This is a genomic window from Lysinibacillus sp. FSL L8-0312, from assembly GCF_038003285.1.
Taxonomy (GTDB): Bacteria; Bacillota; Bacilli; order Bacillales_A; family Planococcaceae; genus Lysinibacillus; species Lysinibacillus fusiformis_D.
Window position 1 is genome coordinate 100,383 of record NZ_JBBOOV010000001.1, and the last position, 20,724, is coordinate 121,106.

At 37.7% G+C, this 20,724-nt stretch carries 19 protein-coding genes, 1 pseudogene and 2 riboswitches; of the genes and pseudogenes, 14 read left to right on the top strand and 6 right to left on the bottom strand.

The features are described 5' to 3' along the window. Positions 1-18: 18 nt before the first annotated feature. Positions 19-783, bottom strand: coding sequence for a peptidoglycan editing factor PgeF (pgeF, locus tag MHI22_RS00530; protein WP_089933253.1), 765 nt, complete (start codon positions 781-783; stop codon positions 19-21). Between the two features lie 162 nt (positions 784-945). Between pgeF and MHI22_RS00535 the strand changes: the two genes are divergently transcribed. Together MHI22_RS00535 and safA are read left to right on the top strand one after the other, a co-directional pair. Then, positions 946-1,572, top strand: a complete 627-nt coding sequence (locus tag MHI22_RS00535; RefSeq protein WP_340810790.1) for a transmembrane-type terpene cyclase — start codon at positions 946-948, stop codon at positions 1,570-1,572. A gap of 231 nt (positions 1,573-1,803) precedes the next feature. Then, on the top strand, positions 1,804-2,412 hold the full coding sequence (gene safA, locus MHI22_RS00540; RefSeq protein ID WP_058844606.1) for a SafA/ExsA family spore coat assembly protein: 609 nt from the start codon (positions 1,804-1,806) through the stop codon (positions 2,410-2,412). A 385-nt stretch (positions 2,413-2,797) separates the two neighbouring features. Here safA and MHI22_RS00545 read toward each other — a convergent pair whose 3' ends face one another. After that, a complete protein-coding gene (locus tag MHI22_RS00545; protein WP_445668833.1) occupies positions 2,798-3,754 on the bottom strand; it encodes a TRM11 family SAM-dependent methyltransferase in 957 nt (318 codons plus the stop codon). Between the two features lie 421 nt (positions 3,755-4,175). On the opposite strand from MHI22_RS00545, the gene MHI22_RS00550 reads away from it, so the two are divergent. Together MHI22_RS00550 and MHI22_RS00555 are read left to right on the top strand one after the other, a co-directional pair. Then, positions 4,176-5,156 carry a VanW family protein gene (locus MHI22_RS00550; RefSeq protein ID WP_340810791.1) on the top strand — a complete coding sequence of 327 codons (981 nt, stop codon included), beginning with the start codon at positions 4,176-4,178 and terminating at the stop codon, positions 5,154-5,156. Between the two features lie 102 nt (positions 5,157-5,258). Further along, the gene (locus MHI22_RS00555; RefSeq protein WP_058844608.1) at positions 5,259-6,083 is read left to right on the top strand and encodes a methyl-accepting chemotaxis protein; all 825 of its coding nucleotides are present in this window, start codon (positions 5,259-5,261) and stop codon (positions 6,081-6,083) included. 53 nt (positions 6,084-6,136) lie between these two features. Here the strand turns inward: MHI22_RS00555 and MHI22_RS00560 are convergent, their stop codons facing one another. From MHI22_RS00560 to MHI22_RS00575, 4 genes are all read right to left on the bottom strand, one after another. After that, entirely contained in the window at positions 6,137-6,754 is a 618-nt protein-coding gene (locus MHI22_RS00560) for an HAD-IA family hydrolase (RefSeq protein ID WP_058844609.1), read from the bottom strand. Between the two features lie 578 nt (positions 6,755-7,332). Beyond that, entirely contained in the window at positions 7,333-8,718 is a 1,386-nt protein-coding gene (locus tag MHI22_RS00565; protein WP_058844610.1) for a DHA2 family efflux MFS transporter permease subunit, read from the bottom strand. Positions 8,719-9,080: 362 nt separating this feature from the next. After that, positions 9,081-9,857, bottom strand: a complete 777-nt coding sequence (locus MHI22_RS00570) for a YibE/F family protein (protein ID WP_340810792.1) — start codon at positions 9,855-9,857, stop codon at positions 9,081-9,083. Continuing rightward, entirely contained in the window at positions 9,854-10,924 is a 1,071-nt protein-coding gene (locus MHI22_RS00575) for a YibE/F family protein (protein WP_180957774.1), read from the bottom strand. Before MHI22_RS00575 ends, MHI22_RS00570 begins: the two co-directional genes overlap by 4 nt. A gap of 417 nt (positions 10,925-11,341) precedes the next feature. After that, positions 11,342-11,467: riboswitch (FMN riboswitch) on the top strand. A gap of 116 nt (positions 11,468-11,583) precedes the next feature. Beyond that, a riboswitch (FMN riboswitch) is annotated at positions 11,584-11,709 on the top strand. A 224-nt stretch (positions 11,710-11,933) separates the two neighbouring features. Here MHI22_RS00575 and ribE point away from each other — a divergent pair. The 10 genes and pseudogenes from ribE (at position 11,934) to MHI22_RS00625 (ending at position 20,186) form a co-directional block, all read left to right on the top strand. Beyond that, complete coding sequence (gene ribE, locus MHI22_RS00580) at positions 11,934-12,572, top strand: riboflavin synthase (protein WP_340810793.1); 639 nt, start codon at positions 11,934-11,936, stop codon at positions 12,570-12,572. A gap of 25 nt (positions 12,573-12,597) precedes the next feature. Beyond that, positions 12,598-13,224: pseudogene (ribB, locus tag MHI22_RS00585) on the top strand (3,4-dihydroxy-2-butanone-4-phosphate synthase); the annotation flags it as partial. 18 nt (positions 13,225-13,242) lie between these two features. Then, positions 13,243-13,710: a 6,7-dimethyl-8-ribityllumazine synthase gene (gene ribH / locus MHI22_RS00590; RefSeq protein WP_036118550.1), complete on the top strand. Its 468-nt coding sequence runs from the start codon at positions 13,243-13,245 to the stop codon at positions 13,708-13,710. 134 nt (positions 13,711-13,844) lie between these two features. Next, positions 13,845-15,287: a spore germination protein gene (locus tag MHI22_RS00595; protein ID WP_080717029.1), complete on the top strand. Its 1,443-nt coding sequence runs from the start codon at positions 13,845-13,847 to the stop codon at positions 15,285-15,287. A 321-nt stretch (positions 15,288-15,608) separates the two neighbouring features. After that, the gene (locus MHI22_RS00600) at positions 15,609-16,916 is read left to right on the top strand and encodes an ATP-binding protein (RefSeq protein ID WP_036118547.1); all 1,308 of its coding nucleotides are present in this window, start codon (positions 15,609-15,611) and stop codon (positions 16,914-16,916) included. A 97-nt stretch (positions 16,917-17,013) separates the two neighbouring features. Next, a complete protein-coding gene (locus tag MHI22_RS00605) occupies positions 17,014-17,562 on the top strand; it encodes a histidine phosphatase family protein (protein ID WP_340810794.1) in 549 nt (182 codons plus the stop codon). A 13-nt stretch (positions 17,563-17,575) separates the two neighbouring features. After that, positions 17,576-18,421: a GNAT family N-acetyltransferase gene (locus MHI22_RS00610; RefSeq protein WP_101966321.1), complete on the top strand. Its 846-nt coding sequence runs from the start codon at positions 17,576-17,578 to the stop codon at positions 18,419-18,421. Between the two features lie 70 nt (positions 18,422-18,491). Continuing rightward, complete coding sequence (locus MHI22_RS00615; protein ID WP_036118538.1) at positions 18,492-18,716, top strand: DUF2829 domain-containing protein; 225 nt, start codon at positions 18,492-18,494, stop codon at positions 18,714-18,716. A 54-nt stretch (positions 18,717-18,770) separates the two neighbouring features. After that, positions 18,771-19,526: a 3-oxoacyl-ACP reductase gene (locus MHI22_RS00620; protein WP_340810795.1), complete on the top strand. Its 756-nt coding sequence runs from the start codon at positions 18,771-18,773 to the stop codon at positions 19,524-19,526. A 150-nt stretch (positions 19,527-19,676) separates the two neighbouring features. Further along, complete coding sequence (locus MHI22_RS00625) at positions 19,677-20,186, top strand: QueT transporter family protein (protein ID WP_101966319.1); 510 nt, start codon at positions 19,677-19,679, stop codon at positions 20,184-20,186. The last annotated feature ends 538 nt before the right edge of the window (positions 20,187-20,724 follow it).

Genomic DNA, 20,724 nt, shown 5'->3' on the forward strand with positions numbered 1-20,724 from the left:
AAGAATTGGCCTTTGCTATTAGGATGTTTTCCGCATAATAAAGCTTAAATGTCTTCCTGCTTGTTTGTCCTGACGGTAGGAAAAGCCATTTGGGCTAAGGAACGTACAAGTTTCATCAATTTGAATTTGATGAGCTGGAATACCAGCAAGCTCACATTGTTTTTTTACTGTTTGCTGATTATCAATATGATATTTATTCGTTTCTGCATTGTAGTACATAAAGTCTTCCGCATAACCAAGGCTGTGAAACTTTTCGTAGACATCTGCGTCCACCTCAAACTTTTGCTGACTCAGCGCCATACCAATTTGGACATGAAAATCCTCTGGTCGACATTGTTCTTCATTCATCAGATGCTGAAACAATTTGGGCGTTATTTCTTTGACAGTTCCTTGCCAACCTGAATGAATAACGCCAACTAGTCCGTTCACAGCATTATAAAAAATAACGGGAACGCAATCAGCCGTAAAACTACATAATAATAAATTCGGCTCTATGGTATAAAGGGCATCGGTATTTTTAACTGCTGTATCGATTTGCTCAGCACCTCGCCCTTTATCAGCTAATGTGACTTTATGAAAGTTCGCACTATGTGTTTGCTCGGTGCAAATAAAATGCTGCAAATCACAGTTCAACGTAGCGGCTAAATGTTGCCGATTGTCGATGATAGCTTGAACATTATCACAAATATGCAAAGCCATATTGTTTTGCTCTAGTTCCATGTCATCTTTCAAGGTAGTCCCAGCGATAAATTGTTCATTATCCACATAAATTTTTGTTTTCATTCAATCACCTCGTTTTACTATATAGGATTACTTATGGAATGTATAGGTTGCATCTATTTGATATTTAGCTACCCCTTTACCCTTCTATTAAACTTTTAGACATAATGAATCGTTTTCCTCACATATAGTAGGAGGAATGCTATATAGGGGAGAGAACGAACATTGACTGAACTAAACCTATTATTAATTTGCCAATTAGGAATGGGTCTGTTTTGGATAATTACATACATACTCGTGATTTATAAAGGGTGGCAAGATAAAAAATATGGAATGCCTATGGCCGCTATTTGTGCCAATATTTCATGGGAGTTTATCTTTGCTTTTATTTACCCACAAAATGATCTCCAGCGATACATTACACTCATTTGGCTTGTATTGGATATCTTTATTTTAATGCAGTTTTTACGCTATGCGCCAAGTGAATATCGTAGGATACTTACTAAAAAAATATTGTATGGCTCCTTTTTGGTTACGTTTCTTTTCAGCATGTTGATGATTTTTGGCATCGTCTATGAGTTTCAGGATTTTGAAGGGAAGTACACAGCATTTTTCCAAAATCTTATGATGTCAGGGTTATTTATCGCTTTATTGTTGCAAAGAGGGAACTTAGCCGGTCAATCAATGGGAATTGCCGTCTGTAAAATGGTAGGTACATTGTTTGCTGCGGTTGGCTTTTATCTCTACTTCCGTACGCCATTGATTACCATTATTTCCATGGCAACGCTCTTTTATGATGGGCTCTATATTCTACTAATTTATCGATTAAAACGTAAACAATTAGCAAAATAGGCTATTTTGAGTCATTTTAAATAGCTGAATGTATTAGTAATGTATGCCAATTACAAAAAGATTGCAACTTGATGACAAAGCATATGATGAAAAATAGCGTAATAAAGGGTTTTGTTCGTTTGTGTTGTGTCGATGTCATACAATTGTAAAAATCCTTCCAAATATTTTGTGATGATTATGGCTCTGAAACTATTTACGATAATAGTAGAGCAAACAGGAAGGATGATGAACATGTTCAAAAAAATAAAAAAAGCAACACTCGCTTCAGTAATCGCAGCTTCATTATTAGTACCAGCAGCGGCAATGGCAGCCGAATCCTATACAGTGACATCTGGTGACACACTTTGGAAAATAGCGTTGAAAACTGAGACAGGCGTACAAGAATTAATAGATGCCAATCCACAGCTTGCCAATCCGAATCAAATTTCCCCTGGGCAAAAAATCAATATCCCTGTAAAGGAACAGGCCACGGTTGAGCAAGAGGTTGTTAAACTTGTTAATGCAGAACGCGCCAAAGCAGGTCTGCCAGCATTACAGGAAAATTGGGAGCTATCCCGAGTAGCCAAATATAAATCTCAAGATATGCATGATAAACAGTACTTTGACCATACAAGCCCAACATATGGCACACCTTTTACCATGATGAAAAACTTTGGTATTACGTACAAAGCTGCTGGTGAAAATATTGCAAAAGGTCAACGCTCAGCTCAAGAAGTTGTAACAGCTTGGATGAACAGTGCAGGACATCGTGCCAATATTCTCAATAAAAGCTATACCCATATCGGTGTAGGCTATGTGCAGGATGGTCATTATTGGACACAAATGTTTATTCAAAAATAAAATAGGACACTGTTCTGTACTTGAGCTTTTTTACAAGAGTTAAAAATGATAGAGCATCTACTGGCTCATTTGATAGCTAGTAGATGCTCTTTTTTTACGTAAACTTTGAACGTCATTTCTGTTGCTTCGCGAGTAATTTCCCTTTCTTCACGGGAATTCATCTTGCTTATCGACAATAGGCCGTGCTAATTAGTAGAAATAACTTTTCATGCGATACGGCTGAAAGTTAGTAATTAAAATTCCGATGATTTCTCTATAAATTAGAATGGACGAGGGTTTTCAGTTAAGATTCTATATTAAAAGTTGCACAACAATATATTAACCCTGTTCTAAAATTAGGACAGGGTTAACATTATTTTATTGTCCTTCACCATATAGGTGTTTCTCATTTACATAAAATAATTTGACGTAAAAAAGACTGTTTTTTAGCAATACATCGGTCAACTATCTCGAATCCAGCTTCTTCAATTAAGTCATCAATCGTATCAATTGTGGCAATAATAATTTTATTTGAAATTCGTCGAGCGTGCTTTAGTATCTCACTTTGTTCTTCCCTTGATGCGTGAGTAAATAAGTTATATGGTAAATCAACAATCGCTACATCATAGTGCTCCGTTACCTCTGAAATCGGTCCTAGTGTAATTTTACCTTCTAGTCCGAAATAAGTGATATTACTTCTGGAACCCTGACATACATGATAATTAATGTCTCGACCTTCAATATCAATTCCCATTGAAAGTCCCTCTATTATGACAGTTCCTATTCCACAACAGGGATCGATAGCACGTACATTTTCTATATGTGGAACTGCAATATTAGTAATAGCACGAGCAACTCTTGTGCTCAATGCGGTTGAATAATTGTGTGGCTTCTGTTTATGTTTAAGCCAAATGGGTTCACTTTTTGTATAGTTGCCAAAATACCAACGACCGTCTAACGTAATAATCCCCAAGATAATTTCTGGATTGTCTAAATCTGGTTCTCCGTTAATCGACAATCCAATTTCTCTTTCAATTTTACGACGCTCTGCATGGTTTATCTTATTAGTAGTATTTATGACCATTTTATTTAAACTAATTACTTTGTAAGTGTTTTCTCCTACATTGAAATGCTTAAGACGATCCTTTAATACGTCTAAATCATTCTCTTCATATAATATCTCAAGTCTCTCTTCAATAAATGGGCTACGGCTTGGATCAATTTTAACATCGCTAATTAAATAGTTTGAGTCAGAATCTTTTCCAAAAAATGAGCGCATCTCCATTCTACATAAATCATATTCATCAATATGATGAATATAAGTGTAGATATACTTATCACGTATTTTTAAATCATTAGTCAATTTATTTTTCTTCCTTTAAATTCCAGATTTTATTTATGGGAAATGTAGTTATAAGTAGTGTTTTAATATAAAACAAAATTTAGTCATTTATTTTAATCTAAAGAATCATTCTACTAAACTTTAGCCTTATTTGCCATTTTATTTCTTTGAGAAATAATGTTTTTAGGCTGTATAAATGATTCATGCGGAATAATCTTATCTAAATTAAGATAGCGAAGAGAAAATAGCTGCACCAAATAGTACTTACAATCCTCTATCGTCTAAAGGTTTATTCAATCATAAAATTTCACAGGTAATGGTGGCCTTCATATAGTGTGTTTTTGCAGTATTGACAAATAAAAATCATCAAAAAACAACACACTATGAGCAATCTACGAATAAGATGTCTCTGTAGTATGAAGATAGAGGTAGGTGTTCATGGTTGAGAAAGAAGTGGCTGGCTCTATGCGGCATTATCTGTACGCTTGGGCTAGTAGGATGTCAGGACAAAGCGGCAAACGATAACAAGCTAGAACAAGAAATTCAACAACATGAAGAAGCTCAGCAGTCTGTTACGTATGAACAAGAGCACCCAATTGAGCCTATTGTAGAGCTTATTGATCCCGTAACACAGCAGATGGTTCAAACAATCTCTCCTAAGGAATTTGGCTTTGACACAGATCCGCAAGCTTATTACCAGCAGCTAGAACAATTAGCAAAGGAATTGGCGAGAGGAACAGACACAATGACTGGCTATGATCAACGAATGGTGCTCGATCGATTGGGAGAAGAAGGGCAAGTAATCAAAGGAAGACCGCAAACTATTTTAAAAGAAAGCGAATTAGTAGAGCGAATTCTAGAGGCTTCAACGACGGGTGGTCAAGTGGAAATGCCGCTCTATGTAACAGAAAGTGGCTATTATTTAGAGGATCTTCCTTTATTAGAGGAAATCGTTGTTGCATCCTATACGACATATTTCAATAGCACAGATAGTGGAAGAAATAAAAACATCGAGCTGTCGGCTAGGGCGATCAATAATGTCATTGTAGGTAGTGGGGATTATTTTTCTTTTAATACGATTGTGGGTCCGAGGGATGAAGCGAATGGCTATCAACCTGCACCGGAAATTATTAATAAGAAGGTAGTCATGGGGATTGGCGGTGGAATCTGTCAAACGTCTTCAACACTGTTTAATGCTGTCGATCAAATTTCAATTAACTATGTGGAGCGTCATCACCATTCCTTAGATGTGGGGTATGTACCTAAAGGAAGAGATGCTACTGTTTCCTACGGCAGTTTAGACTTTAGGTTCCAAAACACGAATGATGTACCATTTTTAATAAAGGCTACCTATGGCAATGATTTTCTAACAATTGAAATCAGAACGGCAGCGAAATATGTAGAAAAATTGACAAAGTCATAATGGCATGACAAGACACCACTGGACGTTGGTGTCTTTTTTTAAGTGACATGATATAGTTAAATTGAGATATTTTACAAAAGCTTTGGGAGAAGGGGGAAGACAATGCATCCAAAACTACAGGCAGCGATTGATTCGATTGATTTATACCAAGCAACTTATCCAGAGGATGCTTGTGTCATCGTGGCAGATAGAGAGAAAGTTCTTGCCTATAAACCGGGGAAACGTGTTGATTTAAAAGTAGGGGTTGGTGAACCAGTACATAAATATCGAGGGACTGCAACGGAAATAGCCTTAAGCTCAGGCCGCTTTGTGAAAGAAGAGCGCGGGGCGGAAGGGTTTGGCATGGCATACATTGCCTCTGCACAGCCTATTTTTGACGGAGGTCAGGTAATTGGTGTAGTAAGTGCCATTATTTCCAATGAAAAAATGGATAGTATGCGCTTGTTGGCAACTGAGCTTTCAAGTGCTGTTGAAGAAATGACGACTACCAATGAAGGATTAGCTACTTCCAGTATGGATGTGTCCAATCGTTTAGAGGAATTATCGAACTTCTCGGAATCGATGGCAAGTGATATTAAGCAGATTAATGACATTGTGAATTTAGTAAAGGATTTGGCTATGAAATCCAAAATTCTCGGCTTGAATGCATCCATTGAAGCAGCACGTTCAGGTGAGCATGGTCGTGGCTTTGCCGTGGTTGCTTCAGAAATACAAAAAATGTCCCAAAGCAGTACAGAAAGTGCTGATAGCATTACAGTGCAACTAGAAAATATTAAACAATCCATCGATCAAGTCAATGCGTCAGCAAATCAAATTTCTGCGTTTACACAGCAATTTGCTGCGAGTATGCATGAATTAACAGATGCCTATAAAGGGGTTAATAGCACGGCAGAAAAGCTCATGCAGATTAGTGAGATGAAAGGATAATAATATAAAAAAAGGATAATAGACAGGTAACATGCTATTATCCTTCCCCATAATTAAATAATCTCTAAAATTTCCTGTGGTGTAGCGACCTTATATTCAGGATTTTCGTTTTGCACGACCTCTATGGCATCATAGCCCCATTCTACCCATACAATCGGGACACCTGCTTTCTTACAAGCCACGATATCCCTTTGTTCATCCCCAATATATAACACGTCAGCTGAGTTGACATTTGAGTCCTTTAAAAACTTTTTCATCACTTTATCCTTGCCAAAAATTCGATTGGAGCAAAGAACATCTGCTACACAGTGAATACCGTTCATTTTAAGAAATGCTAAAATATTTTCCTTAGAATTAGAGGAAATAATAATGATTTTATAGCCTCTCTTATCAATTTCCATCAGGACTTCCTTCATTCCATCAAAAAGATGAACATCATTTAATGATTGACGATACAATTTATAAAATTGCGGTAAAATCATGGGCAATTTATACATTGGGAAATCAAATAATTTACTGCGTTCAGAAATCGATAATTTTTTCAGTGTATCAATTTCCTTTAATTCGATGCCTTTAAATTTATATTTTTGCGCTAATGTATTCCATGCTGATGCAAACACTGCGGTTGAATCTGCCAGTGTTCCATCAAAATCAAAGATAATATGCTTCATTGCCAATTTTCTCCTTTTCCATCTCGTTGTAATTGACGTTTTATCTTAATTCAGCAAGTGTTTTTTGTACCAAAAGTGAAGCAGTACTTTAGAGAAAGAAAAATATTTGTGTTGTTTTCTCCAATGGGTGTTCAAATGCCCGCTAAAAAAGCTGAACTCAGGCTAAGAATGCCACATCTTGTGCCATATCTGAGTAATCATCATCATGTTAACCCGAAGCCTCGGCGGAAGTCACTGATTTTGAAGTTGACCTGCACGATGCAAGTCAGTTAACTGTCACAGGACGTGATGGTCTGAGGTTAACATTCTACTCATCAGCTCGAAAAAACGGGGCGCAAAGTTGATCTGCGCGAAAATGCAGAATCAGCGGCAATTACGTCAAAGGCGTAATTGATGTTTAAAGATATGACATAGGATGGGCGACCTAGTGTAGTGCATCATGAAACAACAACTATTTTGAGCGTACGTAAACATCTTATGGTAAATATTATCAGAAAATACTGCGATTGCAACGGAAATGACATAACAAAAGGAGGTGCCTTAAAATTCCTTCGAGACACCTCCCTTCTATACTTAAATTATTGAGTTTTTTTCAAAAAGAAAGAGAGTATGACATTGATGATTGCCAGAGCAAAACTGATTGCAAAGACAAATGCAGAGCCTGAAGCCGCCGCCTCTTGAGCATTAGTTGTACTGTCAGTTAAGAATTGCTGTTGCTTAGCTGAGAACAACGAGACCATTACAGCAATGCCTATGGCACCTGATACTTGTTGAGAGGTTTGTGTAATCGCAATACCATCAGGAAAATATTGTCTTGGCAAAGCATTGAGCGTATTCGTTTGGACAGAGGCTAATACCATACCAACCCCAAGCATCATGATGATATGTGTTAACACTAATGCCCAAGTAGCTGTTTCGGTACCATTTAAAGCATAAAGTCCATAGCCAATCACAACAAGTATGGTTCCGGGGGTAATGATTGCACGTGGTCCGTATTTATCGAAGTATTTACCGATGGTTGGTGCTAATAGGCAGTTTAGTAGACTACCAGGGAGCATCATTAAACCTGTTACAAAGGCCGATACCAAAAGTGCCGTTTGCATATACATCGGGAGCACCACTAGCATAGACAGCATATTGAAGAAGGTAATCATATTCATCAGAAGACCCAATACGAACATTGGATACTGGAAAGCTCTCAAATTTAACATAGGATGGTCCATTTTTGATTGACGCAACACAAATAAACATAAGGCAATTACACCTAGTAAAATGGTGCTAAGTACGTTGATGCTTGTCCAACCCAATTCTCCACCGCTACTTACACCATAGACGATGCCACCAAAGCCAATCGTAGATAAGATAATAGACCATATATCTATAGCAAGCTGCTTTCTTTCATTCACATTGGGAATAAAGATAAAACCAAAAATGATCGAGAATAATAAGAAGGGGACAGTAACCCAAAATATCCAGTGCCAGGATAGCGTGTCTAAAATCATCCCTGCTAATGTCGGGCCGAAAGCGGGTCCTGCTAAAATGACGAGACCCATCATCCCCATAGCACTACCACGTTTATTAGCTGGAAAAATCGTGAAAATCACATTTTGCGTTAATGGTAATATAATCGCTAAACCTGCAGCTTGAATAACACGTGCTATAAGTAAGACAGCAAAGATTGGTGCAACAGCGGCAAGTATGGTACCAATTATGGAAAAGAGTAAAGAGATTATAAACATTTGGCGAGTGGTAAATTTTTGCATTAAAATGCCTGTAACAGGTACTAAAATGCCTAATGTGAGAAAATAGCCTGTTGCTAGCCATTGGATAGTTGTGGCATCCACGCTGAAAAGTTGGCTAAGTTCCCCTAGTGCAATATTTAATGCTGTCTCACTAAATAGCCCTACAAAGCCGGCTACTAAGAGAGCAGCCATAATTGGACCTGTTTTTATTTCCTTATTCACTGTAAAAACTCCTTCAAAAATGTTCAACTTTCATAGAATGTATAAAAACAGAATATTCGGAAAAATAAAGTTGCGATGCTTCTACTATTTCATGTTCTGCATTATAAAAAAGTCTATGAAGATATAATCGTGATGTCGATTATCAGCGATCATGATTCCTTTTAGCTAGTACACCTCCGCGATACTAATTGCTCTGTTTTTTACTATAGCAAAAAAAAATTCTCAAATGTAAGTACTAATTTGAGCAATTACTATACGATTTCATCATTTAGACACATTTTTTTGAGATAGCATTCATTTTTTGAAGGAGAGGAGGAGATTTGTCCAGACCTCTCACAAATGAGTGATAGGTCTGAACTCTTTTATGAGAGCTTTTCGGTTTTTTCACGTGTTCGAATTAAGTAATAGGCATTGACGGAGGAGGCGATCGGAATAATCAGTGCAATACCGATGCCAGCACAAAAAATAGTCGTCATTTCAGCACTAAAAACCTTGGAGTTGACGATTTCACCAATCGAATAGGAGAGATCTTTGAACCATATTAATAAGCTTAAATAGCCACCAAAGAAAGCGAAGAATAACGTATTCGTATCGGTTCCTAAAATATCTCTCCCGATATTTAAGCCGGATGTAAATAATTTCTTTCTACTAATCGAAGGGTTACGATAAAAAATCTCATGCATGGAAGTAACAATGGAAATAGCGACATCCATAATTGCTCCAATCGTACTCATAATAATGACGGAGGCACCAATCTGCACAAAATCAACACCAATATAAAGGGAAAAGATGCTTATTTCTTCTGTTGATTCTTCACCAAATCCTTGAATCATCAACTTTTTCGTTACAAATGTAATAAAAAGAAGTAAGACAACAATCGTCACCATAGTAGAGATAAATGCTGTAATGGTTTTACTGTTTGTTTTATTGATATAGAAAAGGCTAATACAACTAATAATTGTACAGGCAACGAACGTTAAGATGATGGGGCTATTTTTAGGGTTGGTCATTAAAAAGATCGTCACAAAGAGCACACCGAAATTTAGGAATAAAGAAAGAAACGAACGTACACCTTGCTTCCCGCCAATTGCGACCATCAATAGACATAAAATAAAAGCTAATAACACAATTACATTCATTCTTGAACCCTCTTTCGATTAATGAAAAATAGAGCAGTATACTGACTGATCGGAATCGTGAGGACAACCCCAATACCACCTGCTAAGGCGCGAGCTAATTCTAAAGAAAGATTCAAGGACAGCGTGAGTCCTAAAGTAGAAGAATTTTTCAAATAGAGAATAACCATCGGTATGGAGCCGCAAAGGTAGGCAAAGAACAAAATACTCGTAATGGTGCCCATAATATCTTTCCCGATTTCATGCCCTGAAGATTTAAGTGCCTTCACAGAAATAGTAGGGTCTTGTTCATATAAAGCAAAGATTGAAGAAGCCATCGTAATAGAGACATCCATGACAGCCCCAAGTGAGCCAATAAATAAGCCAGCCATAAAGACTGTACGATAGGGGCGTGTTAAAAATTGCATTTCTTCATAGCGAAGACCGTTTTCACCAGTTAACCACATCACGACAGAGCTAATGATGAGTGCCATAACGGTTCCTAAAAGTGTAGACACAATAGCTGCATACGTTTTCGTGTTCAAGCCGCTAATCAGTAACAACGAAATGATCGTAAATAGAAGAGCGCAAATACCACTGATGACTAACAAGCTCAGGTTACCATGTTTCACATATAAATCTAACGCGAATGATAAAATCAATGCATTAACAATTAAACTAATGATGGAAAACAAGCCTTGTCTTTTTCCTATAAGGAGTAAGACAAAAATAAAAATCCACGCAATCATGAGAAGGGTTTGATCTCGTTTTAAATCGAGAATGGTCCCAGTTAGCCCTGACTGTGATGCGTGATTATCTATGGAGACAAAGATTTCATTGCCCACACGGTATTCTTGATCGAAAGCTCCAGAGGCGGAATAGTCATTCGTCAAATGGATGGATTGCCCTTTATGTGGTCCATTTTGTATCACGGCTGTAATATGCTGTGTAAATAAATAATCATCATTATCATACATATCTGTCATTGGTTCTGATTCTGCTACATCAGCTTTTATCACCTCAGCAATCGGTCGATCATAAAATGATTCATTATGATGAACGAACACAATCGAAAGCACGCAGCAGAGCATTAATAAGGCATAGAAAATACCTTGCTTCAATGGGATGTTTTTAAAAAATAGCAAGTAAATGACCTCCAAAGTGCTGGACTGAATTGTCACTTGTAAAGGAACGTTTTAGTGAAAGGGAAGTTCCATGCACAGTTTAAATGTTATCAGTTTAATGATTTCGTTTACATTTATCAAGTCATTGTTATATTAAGCTGAAGACTCCCTTGCTGACGAGTGATTAAACACCTGATAACACCATCAAAAAACGCCGCCTCCTGTGGCAATAATATTGCATGTAGCCTCAATGCCTCAGGCGGACGTCACAAACGCGAAAAACCTGGATGCATTGTTGATCTGCTATAATTCTTTTTGAAAAATTTTTAAAAAGAAGGATGGATAATAGAATAAAATAGTGTTATCGTAAGATTAGCTAAATAAAAAATCCTTCAGGGTAGGGTGAAATTCCCGATCGGCGGTGATGAAGTAATTCAAAGTCCGTGAGCGCAAGCTGATTTGGTGCAAATCCAAAACCGACAGTTATAGTCTGGATGGGAGAAGGGTAAAAATGCGAGCTTTTTAAATTGATTGTAATTTAGAAGGTTTATTTTCCTATGCATTTATTACACTACTTCCCACAAGCTTGTTGGGAAGTTTTTTTATTTAGTGCCAATCGAATAGAAGATGTTCTTCGGGGTAGGGTGAAATTCCCAATCGGCGGTGATGAAGTAATTCAAAGTCCGTGAGCGCAAGCTGATTTGGTGCAAATCCAAAACCGACAGTTATAGTCTGGATGGGAGAAGAACAAATGAGATGACAGTCTATGGAAAAAATAGTTTTCAATTAGGCTTATTTGTTGATGTCTTATTACTCCCAAACCCCTTTGCTGAAAGGGGTTTTTGTTTTTTATCGATAGCTAGAGAAGGAGGAGACGGATAAAACTAGAGAAGTGACGGATAGACCTTCGAAACTGATGGATAAGACTTCAAAAGTGAAGGATAGAAACCTAAATCAATGAAAAGTAGGTGATGGAATGTTTACAGGGCTTGTAGAGGATATTGGCATTTTAAAAGCCATGCAAAGCGATAGGGACAGTATGAAAATAACAGTTCAATCAGCCAAAATAGCAGAAGATGTCAAGCTTGGAGATAGTATCGCGGTTAATGGTGTTTGTTTAACGGTGACATATTTTACGGAACAGATGCTTACGATGGATGTGATGCCTGAAACAGTCAACGCAACCAATTTACAGCAGCTCGTGGTAGGGGATTCCGTGAATTTAGAGCGTGCCATGCCTGCTAATGGGCGATTTGGCGGTCATTTTGTTGCTGGACATGTGGATGGGGTCGGTAAAATTTTGTGCAAACGTCCAGTAGCCAACGCAGTCTATATCGATATCGAATTGTCAGAGGAACTAACCAAATTTTGCATTCCAAAGGGTTCTATTACGATTGATGGCACAAGCTTAACCCTTTTCCATGTTGACACGAACAGTGTCACGATTTCACTAATTCCCCATACGTACAAAGAAACCGTATTAGGCATGAAGAAGGCTGGAGCGATTGTGAATATCGAAACAGATTTAGTTGGTAAATATATTGTACAGCACCTGAAAAAAGGGCAAGCAACACCAATCATTACGAGAGATTACTTAGCACAACATGGTTTTTAACAAACTGAACGAGGAGATGACAAAAGTGCTATATGCAATTGAAGAGGCCATTGAGGATTTAAAGCAAGGCAAAATGATTGTAGTGGTTGATGACGAGGATCGGGAAAATGAAGGAGATCTTCTGGCACTCGCTGAATTCATGACACCAGCAACTATAAACTTTATGGCAACCTATGGTAGAGGATTAATTTGTACACCGATTTCACAGCAGCTTGCACAACAGCTAGATTTACATCCGATGGTTCAGCACAATACGGATAATCACCAAACAGCGTTTACCGTAAGTATCGACCATGAGGATACAACGACAGGAATTAGTGCCTATGAACGAGCATTTACGATACAAAAAATGATTGAAAAGCAAGCAAAGCCGATTGAGTTTCGTCGACCTGGTCATGTTTTTCCGCTCATTGCCAAAGATAATGGTGTTTTAGAGCGAAGAGGGCATACGGAGGCGACTGTCGATTTGGCAAAGCTTTGTCATAGTGTGCCAGTGGGTGTTATTTGCGAGATCATGGGCGATGATGGTCATATGCTACGCTTTGAGGAATTGATAAAGTACGCAGCACAGCATGACTTGAAAATGATATCAATAGAGGCACTTGTAGCATACCGCAGTCAATTGCTGACAACTGAAAATAAAATTTCTATTTAAAAAGGAGAAAGAACAATGGGTCAAACATTTGAAGCACAATTAATTGGAACGGGTTTAAAAATTGCAGTTGTGGTAGGTCGATTTAATGAATTCATCACAAGCAAATTATTGGACGGTGCAATGGACGGCTTAACACGACATGGTGTTGATGAAGCGTCTATTGATGTTGCTTGGGTTCCAGGAGCTTTTGAAGTTCCTTTTATTGCGAAACAACTAGCAGAAACAAAGAACTATGATGCCATTATTGGTTTAGGTACGGTTATTCGCGGCTCCACAACACACTATGATTATGTTTGTAATGAGTCAGCAAAAGGTATTGCCAATGTATCGTTATCAACCAATGTACCTGTTATTTTCGGTATTGTGACGACGGAAAATATTGAGCAGGCGATTGAACGTGCTGGTACAAAATCTGGTAATAAAGGATACGATGCTGCCATGTCTGCCATTGAGATGGCTAATCTAAAGAAAATGATTGGATAATGACCAAATGTTTCTTTGAATATTTTGCACAGCCATGGGAAAAATATGCTTAAGTGTATTTATTGAAGGTAATCGTTTTTCATAAATGTACTAATCTGGAGATGGCTCAGTAGGAGATGAGAAGTATTTCATCAATGGAACAAATGATCAATTTGAAAATGTTGAAATCACTATTTCAACGCTCTGCTGATGTGATTTTTCAACAATATAAATTTCAGCAATATACAGTACATTTGATAACTTGTGATGCAATGATCAACGAACAAATACTTCAGACGGTAGTTGTTCAGCGAGTCCAATCCTTATTAAGTGATGTCGCTGATGACATGTTAGAGGAACAAATCGACCAGCATTTACACATTCCCTATTTACAAAAGGTTTTAACGCAAGAGGATGCCATAACAAGAGTCTATAAAGGGCATGTATTATTGTATTTTGAAGAAAATCAATTACTATTTTCTAGTGATATTTCTAAAAAACCGAATCGAGAGCCCGGAGAAACATCGCTAGAATTAGTGGTCAAAGGGCCAAGAGATGACTTTATAGAAGATGTTTTTATTAATATTGCTTTATTAAGAAAGCGTTTGCCCACTAATTCTTTTAGTGTAGAAACATTAGAAATTGGGAGACGTTCCAAAACCACTGTAGCGGTACTCTATATGGATGACATTGTGAATTTAAATATGCTAGAACAAATCCGTCTACAATTACAAAAGATTGATACGGATATTGTTGTCAATGGTGATTTATTGATGGAAGCAATTGAACAAACAGCCAAAGTACTGCCCAGGCATGATTATACCGGGAGACCGGATTTTGCTATGCAGGCATTAATTAGGGGAAGAATACTAATAATGATTGATGGTGTTTCCTACGCATTGATCACACCTACGAATATAATGTTGCTCTTTAAATCGGGTGAGGATAATGATTTTCCTGTCATTGTCAGTTCAATGGAAAGATTGCTTCGTATTGTTGGGATATTAATTAGTATGCTAACACCAGGCTTTTGGCTTGCGCTGACGACGTATCATCAAGAACAACTTCCTTTTCTTCTTCTAGCAACAGTTGTTGAGTCGAGAACGGGACTGCCATTCCCAACGATTCTTGAAATACTAATGATGCTATTTATGTTTGAATTGTTTCGTGAAGCCAACTTACGTCTTCCGAGTGCAATTAGTGGATCAATTAGTGTTGTGGGAGGTTTAATTATCGGAGATGCAGCGATAAAAGCTGGCGTTACGAGCCCTTCAATGATTGTTGTCATTGCAATTTCGAGTATTGCGGCTTTTACATTGGTTAACCAATCATTTGTAACAGCCATGAGTATTTTTCGACTAATCATTATTATAGCCTCTGCCTTTTTTGGATTATTTGGTTTTTTTATTGCAGTATTTTTCATCATCTTATACGCAGCGAATATGCGTGTGCTAGGTGTACCCTATTTAAATTTTAGTGCACATTTGAAGAAGGAAAATCTAAAAAAATCATTATTAAGACTTTCATCAAAGGGCTACAGTAGACGACCTTCCTTTTTAAAGCCACAGGATCGAACACGTACTTCGAATAAAAAATAAACAAATTTCAATGAAGATCAGGTATTGTAGTAGGTACCTGATCTTTTTGTGACTTTTGCTTTAGGAAGGTATTACATTAGCCTATAGGATAGGAAATGAGACATAAAATGTTATTAGTTACCTTTTTAGTTTACTTTCTTGTAAAGGATTATTAAACTATTGGTTACGGTGTGTAATTTTAGTAGAGTTCAAGTAAAATGGATTTTCTGTTTTCATTTCTGTAGGATAATCAAGAAATGTTCACTTTACAAACAAAAAATAGAGTTAATTATTATATAATGATATTCCAGAATATTTATAGGTGAGGAAGTCCCGTTTTATATGAAAAATCGAAAAATAAAACTAATATTAATTCTATCAACGCTTTTATTATGTTTGTTTACAAGTTTAAACATCATTACATCCTATGTGAAAATTAAAAAGACCGTTGAAGAGTCAATTGCCAATCAAAGCTTAGAGGCTGCCAATTCCATTGCTTCTTCTATTGATACAGCTGCTTATCAGCAGTTTTTGAAGAATCCACAGAAGAATGATTATTATTGGGAAGTAAGAAGCTATTTAAATGATGCCAGAGTAAAACTTGGTGCATTGTTTGTTTATACGTTGAAGGTGGATAATCCAGAAGTATCAAGTGCGATGATTATGGGGCTGCCAAATGAACTGAAAAAAGGCTTTGATATAGGAGAGGTTTGTACTGTCCCAGCAAAGCAAGTGGCAAAAGCCTACAAAGGTGAAACCTATGTTACAGAGGTGATTCATGATTCTGTACATGGTTCTTATTTATCGGTTGGTACACCTATCAAAGATGAGAATGGTAAAATTATTGGGTATCTAGGCATTGATATCAGCGCAGACACATTAAATGGCATTAAGGGAAAAGTCATTGAAGACAATTTATTTATTTTTATTTTTAATGGTGTATTTATTTTAATTGTCATTGGTTCTTTTTTATTTTTACAACGATGGTATCAAAAAGAGGTAGCGAAAGAAGTCGGCGCTACAGAGGACACATATCAAGCAGAAATTAAAACTTTGATTACTTCGGTATCATCATTACGTCATGATTTCACTAATCATATTCAAGTGCTACATGGTCTTTTACAATTAGAAAAAACAGAGCAAGCAAAACAATATTTGTCTTCACTATCTAAAGAAGTTCAAGCGATTAAGTCTTTAAAATTAAATATTGACCACCCAGGTCTGTCCATCTTATTACAAACGAAAAAATTAACCGCTCAAAATCATAATATTGATATGGACTTTACCATTTCTCAAAATGACTTTAATAAGATTAAAACGACAGATTTAATCAAGATTCTATCCAATTTAATTGATAATGCCATTGATGCTGCGGTTGAATTACCTGAAGGACAACGTAAAATTATGATTTGCTGTACAGCTGATGAAGTACAGTATGAATTTAAAATTACTAATACAGGGCCAAATATTGTGGATGCTGACCACATATTTAAGCAAGGGTTTTCAACGAAAAGGCATGAGCAGGGTCGCATAAGAGGACAAGGGTTATTTATTGTGAAAGAAATTGTCCATAAATACAATGGTCATATTTCAATCGACTCATCGAAACATTTAGAAACAACTGCTATTGTCCATATTCCCATTAAATAACTGAAAATAGGCTTCCTACAAATTGTAGGGAGCTTTTTTCTATTTGTTAGACATACATTACAAAATAGAAAGTGTTATGATGAAGGGGATGAAAAAAATGGAAAAGGATCTCCTGACGTTATTGAGAAAGGGTGGGCTTCATTTATATGCAAGGCATGGAACGGCCACAGTTGGTGTAGATCAGGCATATGGCACGTTTCACAGTTGCCGCTATCAAAGAAACCTATCAGAGCATGGTCGTAGGGAGGCTGTTTACTATGGTCAAATGCTGCGTTATTGGCAAATTCCCATCCTTTCGCCCATTACAGCAAGTCCGTTCTGTCGAACAAAGGAAACGACTCTACTTGCATTTCCAACTAACGGTGTACAAATTGACCCTTTTTTGTTTGAGATCTTCATGTTAGGTGGCAATCTTACCAGTGCTGAGCAAACTAGCATTTTAACGACACTGACATCCAAGCTGGAAATAAAACCATCACAAGGCATGAATAATGTAATGATTGGTCATAGCTTTCCGAGAGACGTGGGCCTTGGCATCCTTTCGAATATGGGGACGGTTGTCATCAAGCCTAAAGGTCCAGGGCGTGGGTATGATATCGTGAAAAAACTAACCTTAGAAGATTTAGCGACATTAGATTCCATTTGAGAAGAGGGAAAATATGAAGGTCAAAACAGTTGAACAATGCACATTAGAGGAAGTATTGAAAGCATGGAACAAAGGCTTCGAAGGCTATTTTGTGGATATCCATATGACGGCCGAAATGTTTTTACATCGACTGGTTGGGGAGGGGCTGTCTCCTAAACATTCCATTGTCATTTTTGACCAAGATGAACCGATTGCGATTGTTATGAACGGTTTCCGTATCATAAATGGCAAGAAAACAGCTTGGAACGGTGGTACAGGTATTTCCCCAGCCTATCGTGGTAAAGGCATCTCACGTTTATTAATGGAGGAAACCTTAGCTATCTATAAACGAGAACATGTAGAAATCGCTACGCTGGAGGCAATTAAAGAAAATCAGGTAGCTATTGCTTTGTATGAAAAATATGGCTATGAGGTTGCTTCTTCATTATTATTTTTAAGTGGCGAATATGGAGCGAACGTAGAGCCTACAGCCGCCACTCACGTTGCAACCATTCGCCCTGAGCAGCTAGCATATCTCTCTTTTTATCAGGAAGATGTTCCTTGGCAGTGTGGCTGGCAGAGTGTGAAGCAGGGGGAAGCCAAGGTTTTCTATAATGACAACAATGAAGCCCTAGGCTATATGCTATACAAAACCGTGTGGAATGACAGCGGTGAGATGGAGCGTATTCTACTCTATCAATTGGTGATCCTAGCAGAAAGTCATATAGATTTAATACCGCAATTTTTAGCCAGCGTCACAACACATAAAGTTCAGATAACGACAGTGAACTTTTTAGCAAGCAATCCAGCAACAAGCTATTTATTAAAGAATGGGCTTAAGGTGACAACAGAGCAGGTACAGATGACAAGGAGATTCTAGGCATGGTTGCCAACCTCCTAAAAATCCAGTATACTAATGCGATAAAGAATGGAAATAAAGGATGAATGAGATGACTTTTGAAGAAGTATTACCACGCTTAAAAGCAGGAGAAAAAGTAATTCGCAATGGCTGGGGTGGTGCTGAGCTATATGTGAAGCTGGTTGGTCAAAGCCAGCATGATGGTGAGACATTGAATCCTTATTTTTTAATTAACGTTCGTGGTGAGGGCTATACAATGTTCACACCTACAGTATGTGATCTATTAGCGGAAGATTGGATAATCGTAGAATCGTAATGAGTGAAGTCATCTCTTCTAGTGAGATGACTTCTTTCTGTAAGGAGACACAATATGAAGTTTGATGAATATAGAGAAAAGACGGTTTTTATTACGGGGGCTGCTTCAGGCATTGGACATGCTCAAGTTATTGCATTTTTAGAAAATGGAGCAACTGTTTTTGGATTGGATGTAGAGGAGCAGGGGTTAATACAGTTACAGCAGCAATATCCTGATCGTTTTGCCTATAAGGTTGGCTCTGTAAGTAGCCAACAAGATGTGGAGCAGTCGTACAAAGAAGCTATTTCACTATTTGGGCAAATTGATATTTTATGTAATACTGCTGGGATTTTAGATGGTTTTGCGAAAACTTTGGATACAGACGAAGCGCTGTGGGATAAAATTATGAACACGAATGTGAAGGGCACGTTTTTTGTGACGAACATGATCTTACCACATATGGTAGAACGTGGCACTGGTACAATCGTCAATATGGCGTCGATTGCTGGACTTGTTGCTGGTGGTGGCGGTGCAGCCTACACAGCTTCTAAGCATGCCATTGTCGGTTATACGAAGCAGCTAGACTTAGATTATTGTCGAGCGGGTATTCGTGCGAATGCGATTGCGCCTGGAGCCATTCAAACACCGATGAATAAGGCTGATTTTGAAGGGGTCGGGGAAATGGCTGAATGGGTAGCTGAAGAAACGCCAGCAGGTCGATGGGCACAGCCTTATGAGGTGGCGAATTTGACTTTATTTTTAGCAAGCTCGGCTGCCGATTATATTCATGGGGCAGTGATGCCGATTGATGGTGGTTGGCTGACAAAATAGCATTGTTCAATTCGATATTCTTCTGCTATAATACGCAGGTAAGCAAAAACGGCTTGCACTACGGCACTTCAGATAGGGCGTGAAGCTCTCTTCCTTTGGTCGTAGTTATTACTAAAATAGCAACTAGCTATTTTACAAAGGAGAATAAAATTGAATACATCTATTGTAAAAGATTCTAGCCGTGTTTCTGTAAGTGAACTTACAAAAACGGCACTTGTTGCAGCCCTTTACGTCGCTGTAACAGTTATGTTGTCAGTCATTAGCTTTGGCGCTGTTCAGCTACGTTTGTCAGAAATGTTTAATTATCTGGCACTGTACAATAAGCGCTATGTGGTAGCGGTGACGATTGGCGTCATACTTGCAAACTTCATGTCGCCAACATGGATTTTAGATGTGCCAATCGGTGGAATTGCGACCTTTCTTGTCTTATTACTTTGTAGAAGCGTCACAAAACATATGACAAATGACATTGCAAAAATGGTTGTTACTGCTTTGATTTTTGCTGTCTCCATGTTTACGGTGGCTGGTCAATTAACTATCCTTTACGATCTACCATTTTGGGCGACCTGGTTCACAGTGGGCGTTGGGGAATTATTGTCTATGACTGTTGGTGGACTGACTATTTACTTATTAAATAAAAAAATTGATTTATCTAAATAAATTTGATGAATAAAAAAGACATTATCAGCGTAAGGGTGAGAGTATCGAATTTAGAATAACTCTAACACTTCTGCTGAGTTATCCGTTCAAAACTACCACTTTAGCTATTACTTCATCTACTTAATATAGTATTTTTCACTGAATATCAAAAAAGCCTCTTTGCCCGGATTCTGTCTAGCATTTTTCAGAACAAAATCCGGGCTTTTATTTATTTCCTCACGACCTAGGATATCCCAAATAGCAAACCAATAGCTAACACCTTATAAGCCGATTTTAGCTCACTTCCAAGCTACTTATGCCAAACAACATATCCAACTGCTAGAGCACAATTACCTTATTTCTATGATCCTTAAGCGGATAAGCGCATTTTACATATTATTAAACTGACTTTCACAACGACTTGATTGCTATCGATGCTTGTCAGACCAATCATTTGTGGGAGGGTCTAGAGACAATGTATTGCGCAGCACACAAAAAGAAAGGACTCCCGATGATCCATAAAGAAGCATTGGGAGTCCCTACTATAAAGAAATTCTTT

What these genes read in the sequence shown, in the direction of transcription:
- ribH (WP_036118550.1), top strand. Translation starts at nt 13,243, where the DNA reads ATGGGTCAAACATTTGAAGCACAATTAATTGGAACGGGTTTAAAAATT.
- safA (WP_058844606.1), top strand. Translation starts at nt 1,804, where the DNA reads ATGTTCAAAAAAATAAAAAAAGCAACACTCGCTTCAGTAATCGCAGCT.
- MHI22_RS00605 (WP_340810794.1), top strand. Translation starts at nt 17,014, where the DNA reads ATGGAAAAGGATCTCCTGACGTTATTGAGAAAGGGTGGGCTTCATTTA.
- ribE (WP_340810793.1), top strand. Translation starts at nt 11,934, where the DNA reads ATGTTTACAGGGCTTGTAGAGGATATTGGCATTTTAAAAGCCATGCAA.
- MHI22_RS00615 (WP_036118538.1), top strand. Translation starts at nt 18,492, where the DNA reads ATGACTTTTGAAGAAGTATTACCACGCTTAAAAGCAGGAGAAAAAGTA.
- MHI22_RS00575 (WP_180957774.1), bottom strand. Translation starts at nt 10,924, where the DNA reads ATGCTCTGCTGCGTGCTTTCGATTGTGTTCGTTCATCATAATGAATCA.
- MHI22_RS00595 (WP_080717029.1), top strand. Translation starts at nt 13,845, where the DNA reads ATGGAACAAATGATCAATTTGAAAATGTTGAAATCACTATTTCAACGC.
- MHI22_RS00610 (WP_101966321.1), top strand. Translation starts at nt 17,576, where the DNA reads ATGAAGGTCAAAACAGTTGAACAATGCACATTAGAGGAAGTATTGAAA.
- MHI22_RS00555 (WP_058844608.1), top strand. Translation starts at nt 5,259, where the DNA reads ATGCATCCAAAACTACAGGCAGCGATTGATTCGATTGATTTATACCAA.
- pgeF (WP_089933253.1), bottom strand. Translation starts at nt 783, where the DNA reads ATGAAAACAAAAATTTATGTGGATAATGAACAATTTATCGCTGGGACT.
- MHI22_RS00560 (WP_058844609.1), bottom strand. Translation starts at nt 6,754, where the DNA reads ATGAAGCATATTATCTTTGATTTTGATGGAACACTGGCAGATTCAACC.
- MHI22_RS00570 (WP_340810792.1), bottom strand. Translation starts at nt 9,857, where the DNA reads ATGAATGTAATTGTGTTATTAGCTTTTATTTTATGTCTATTGATGGTC.
- MHI22_RS00620 (WP_340810795.1), top strand. Translation starts at nt 18,771, where the DNA reads ATGAAGTTTGATGAATATAGAGAAAAGACGGTTTTTATTACGGGGGCT.
- MHI22_RS00600 (WP_036118547.1), top strand. Translation starts at nt 15,609, where the DNA reads ATGAAAAATCGAAAAATAAAACTAATATTAATTCTATCAACGCTTTTA.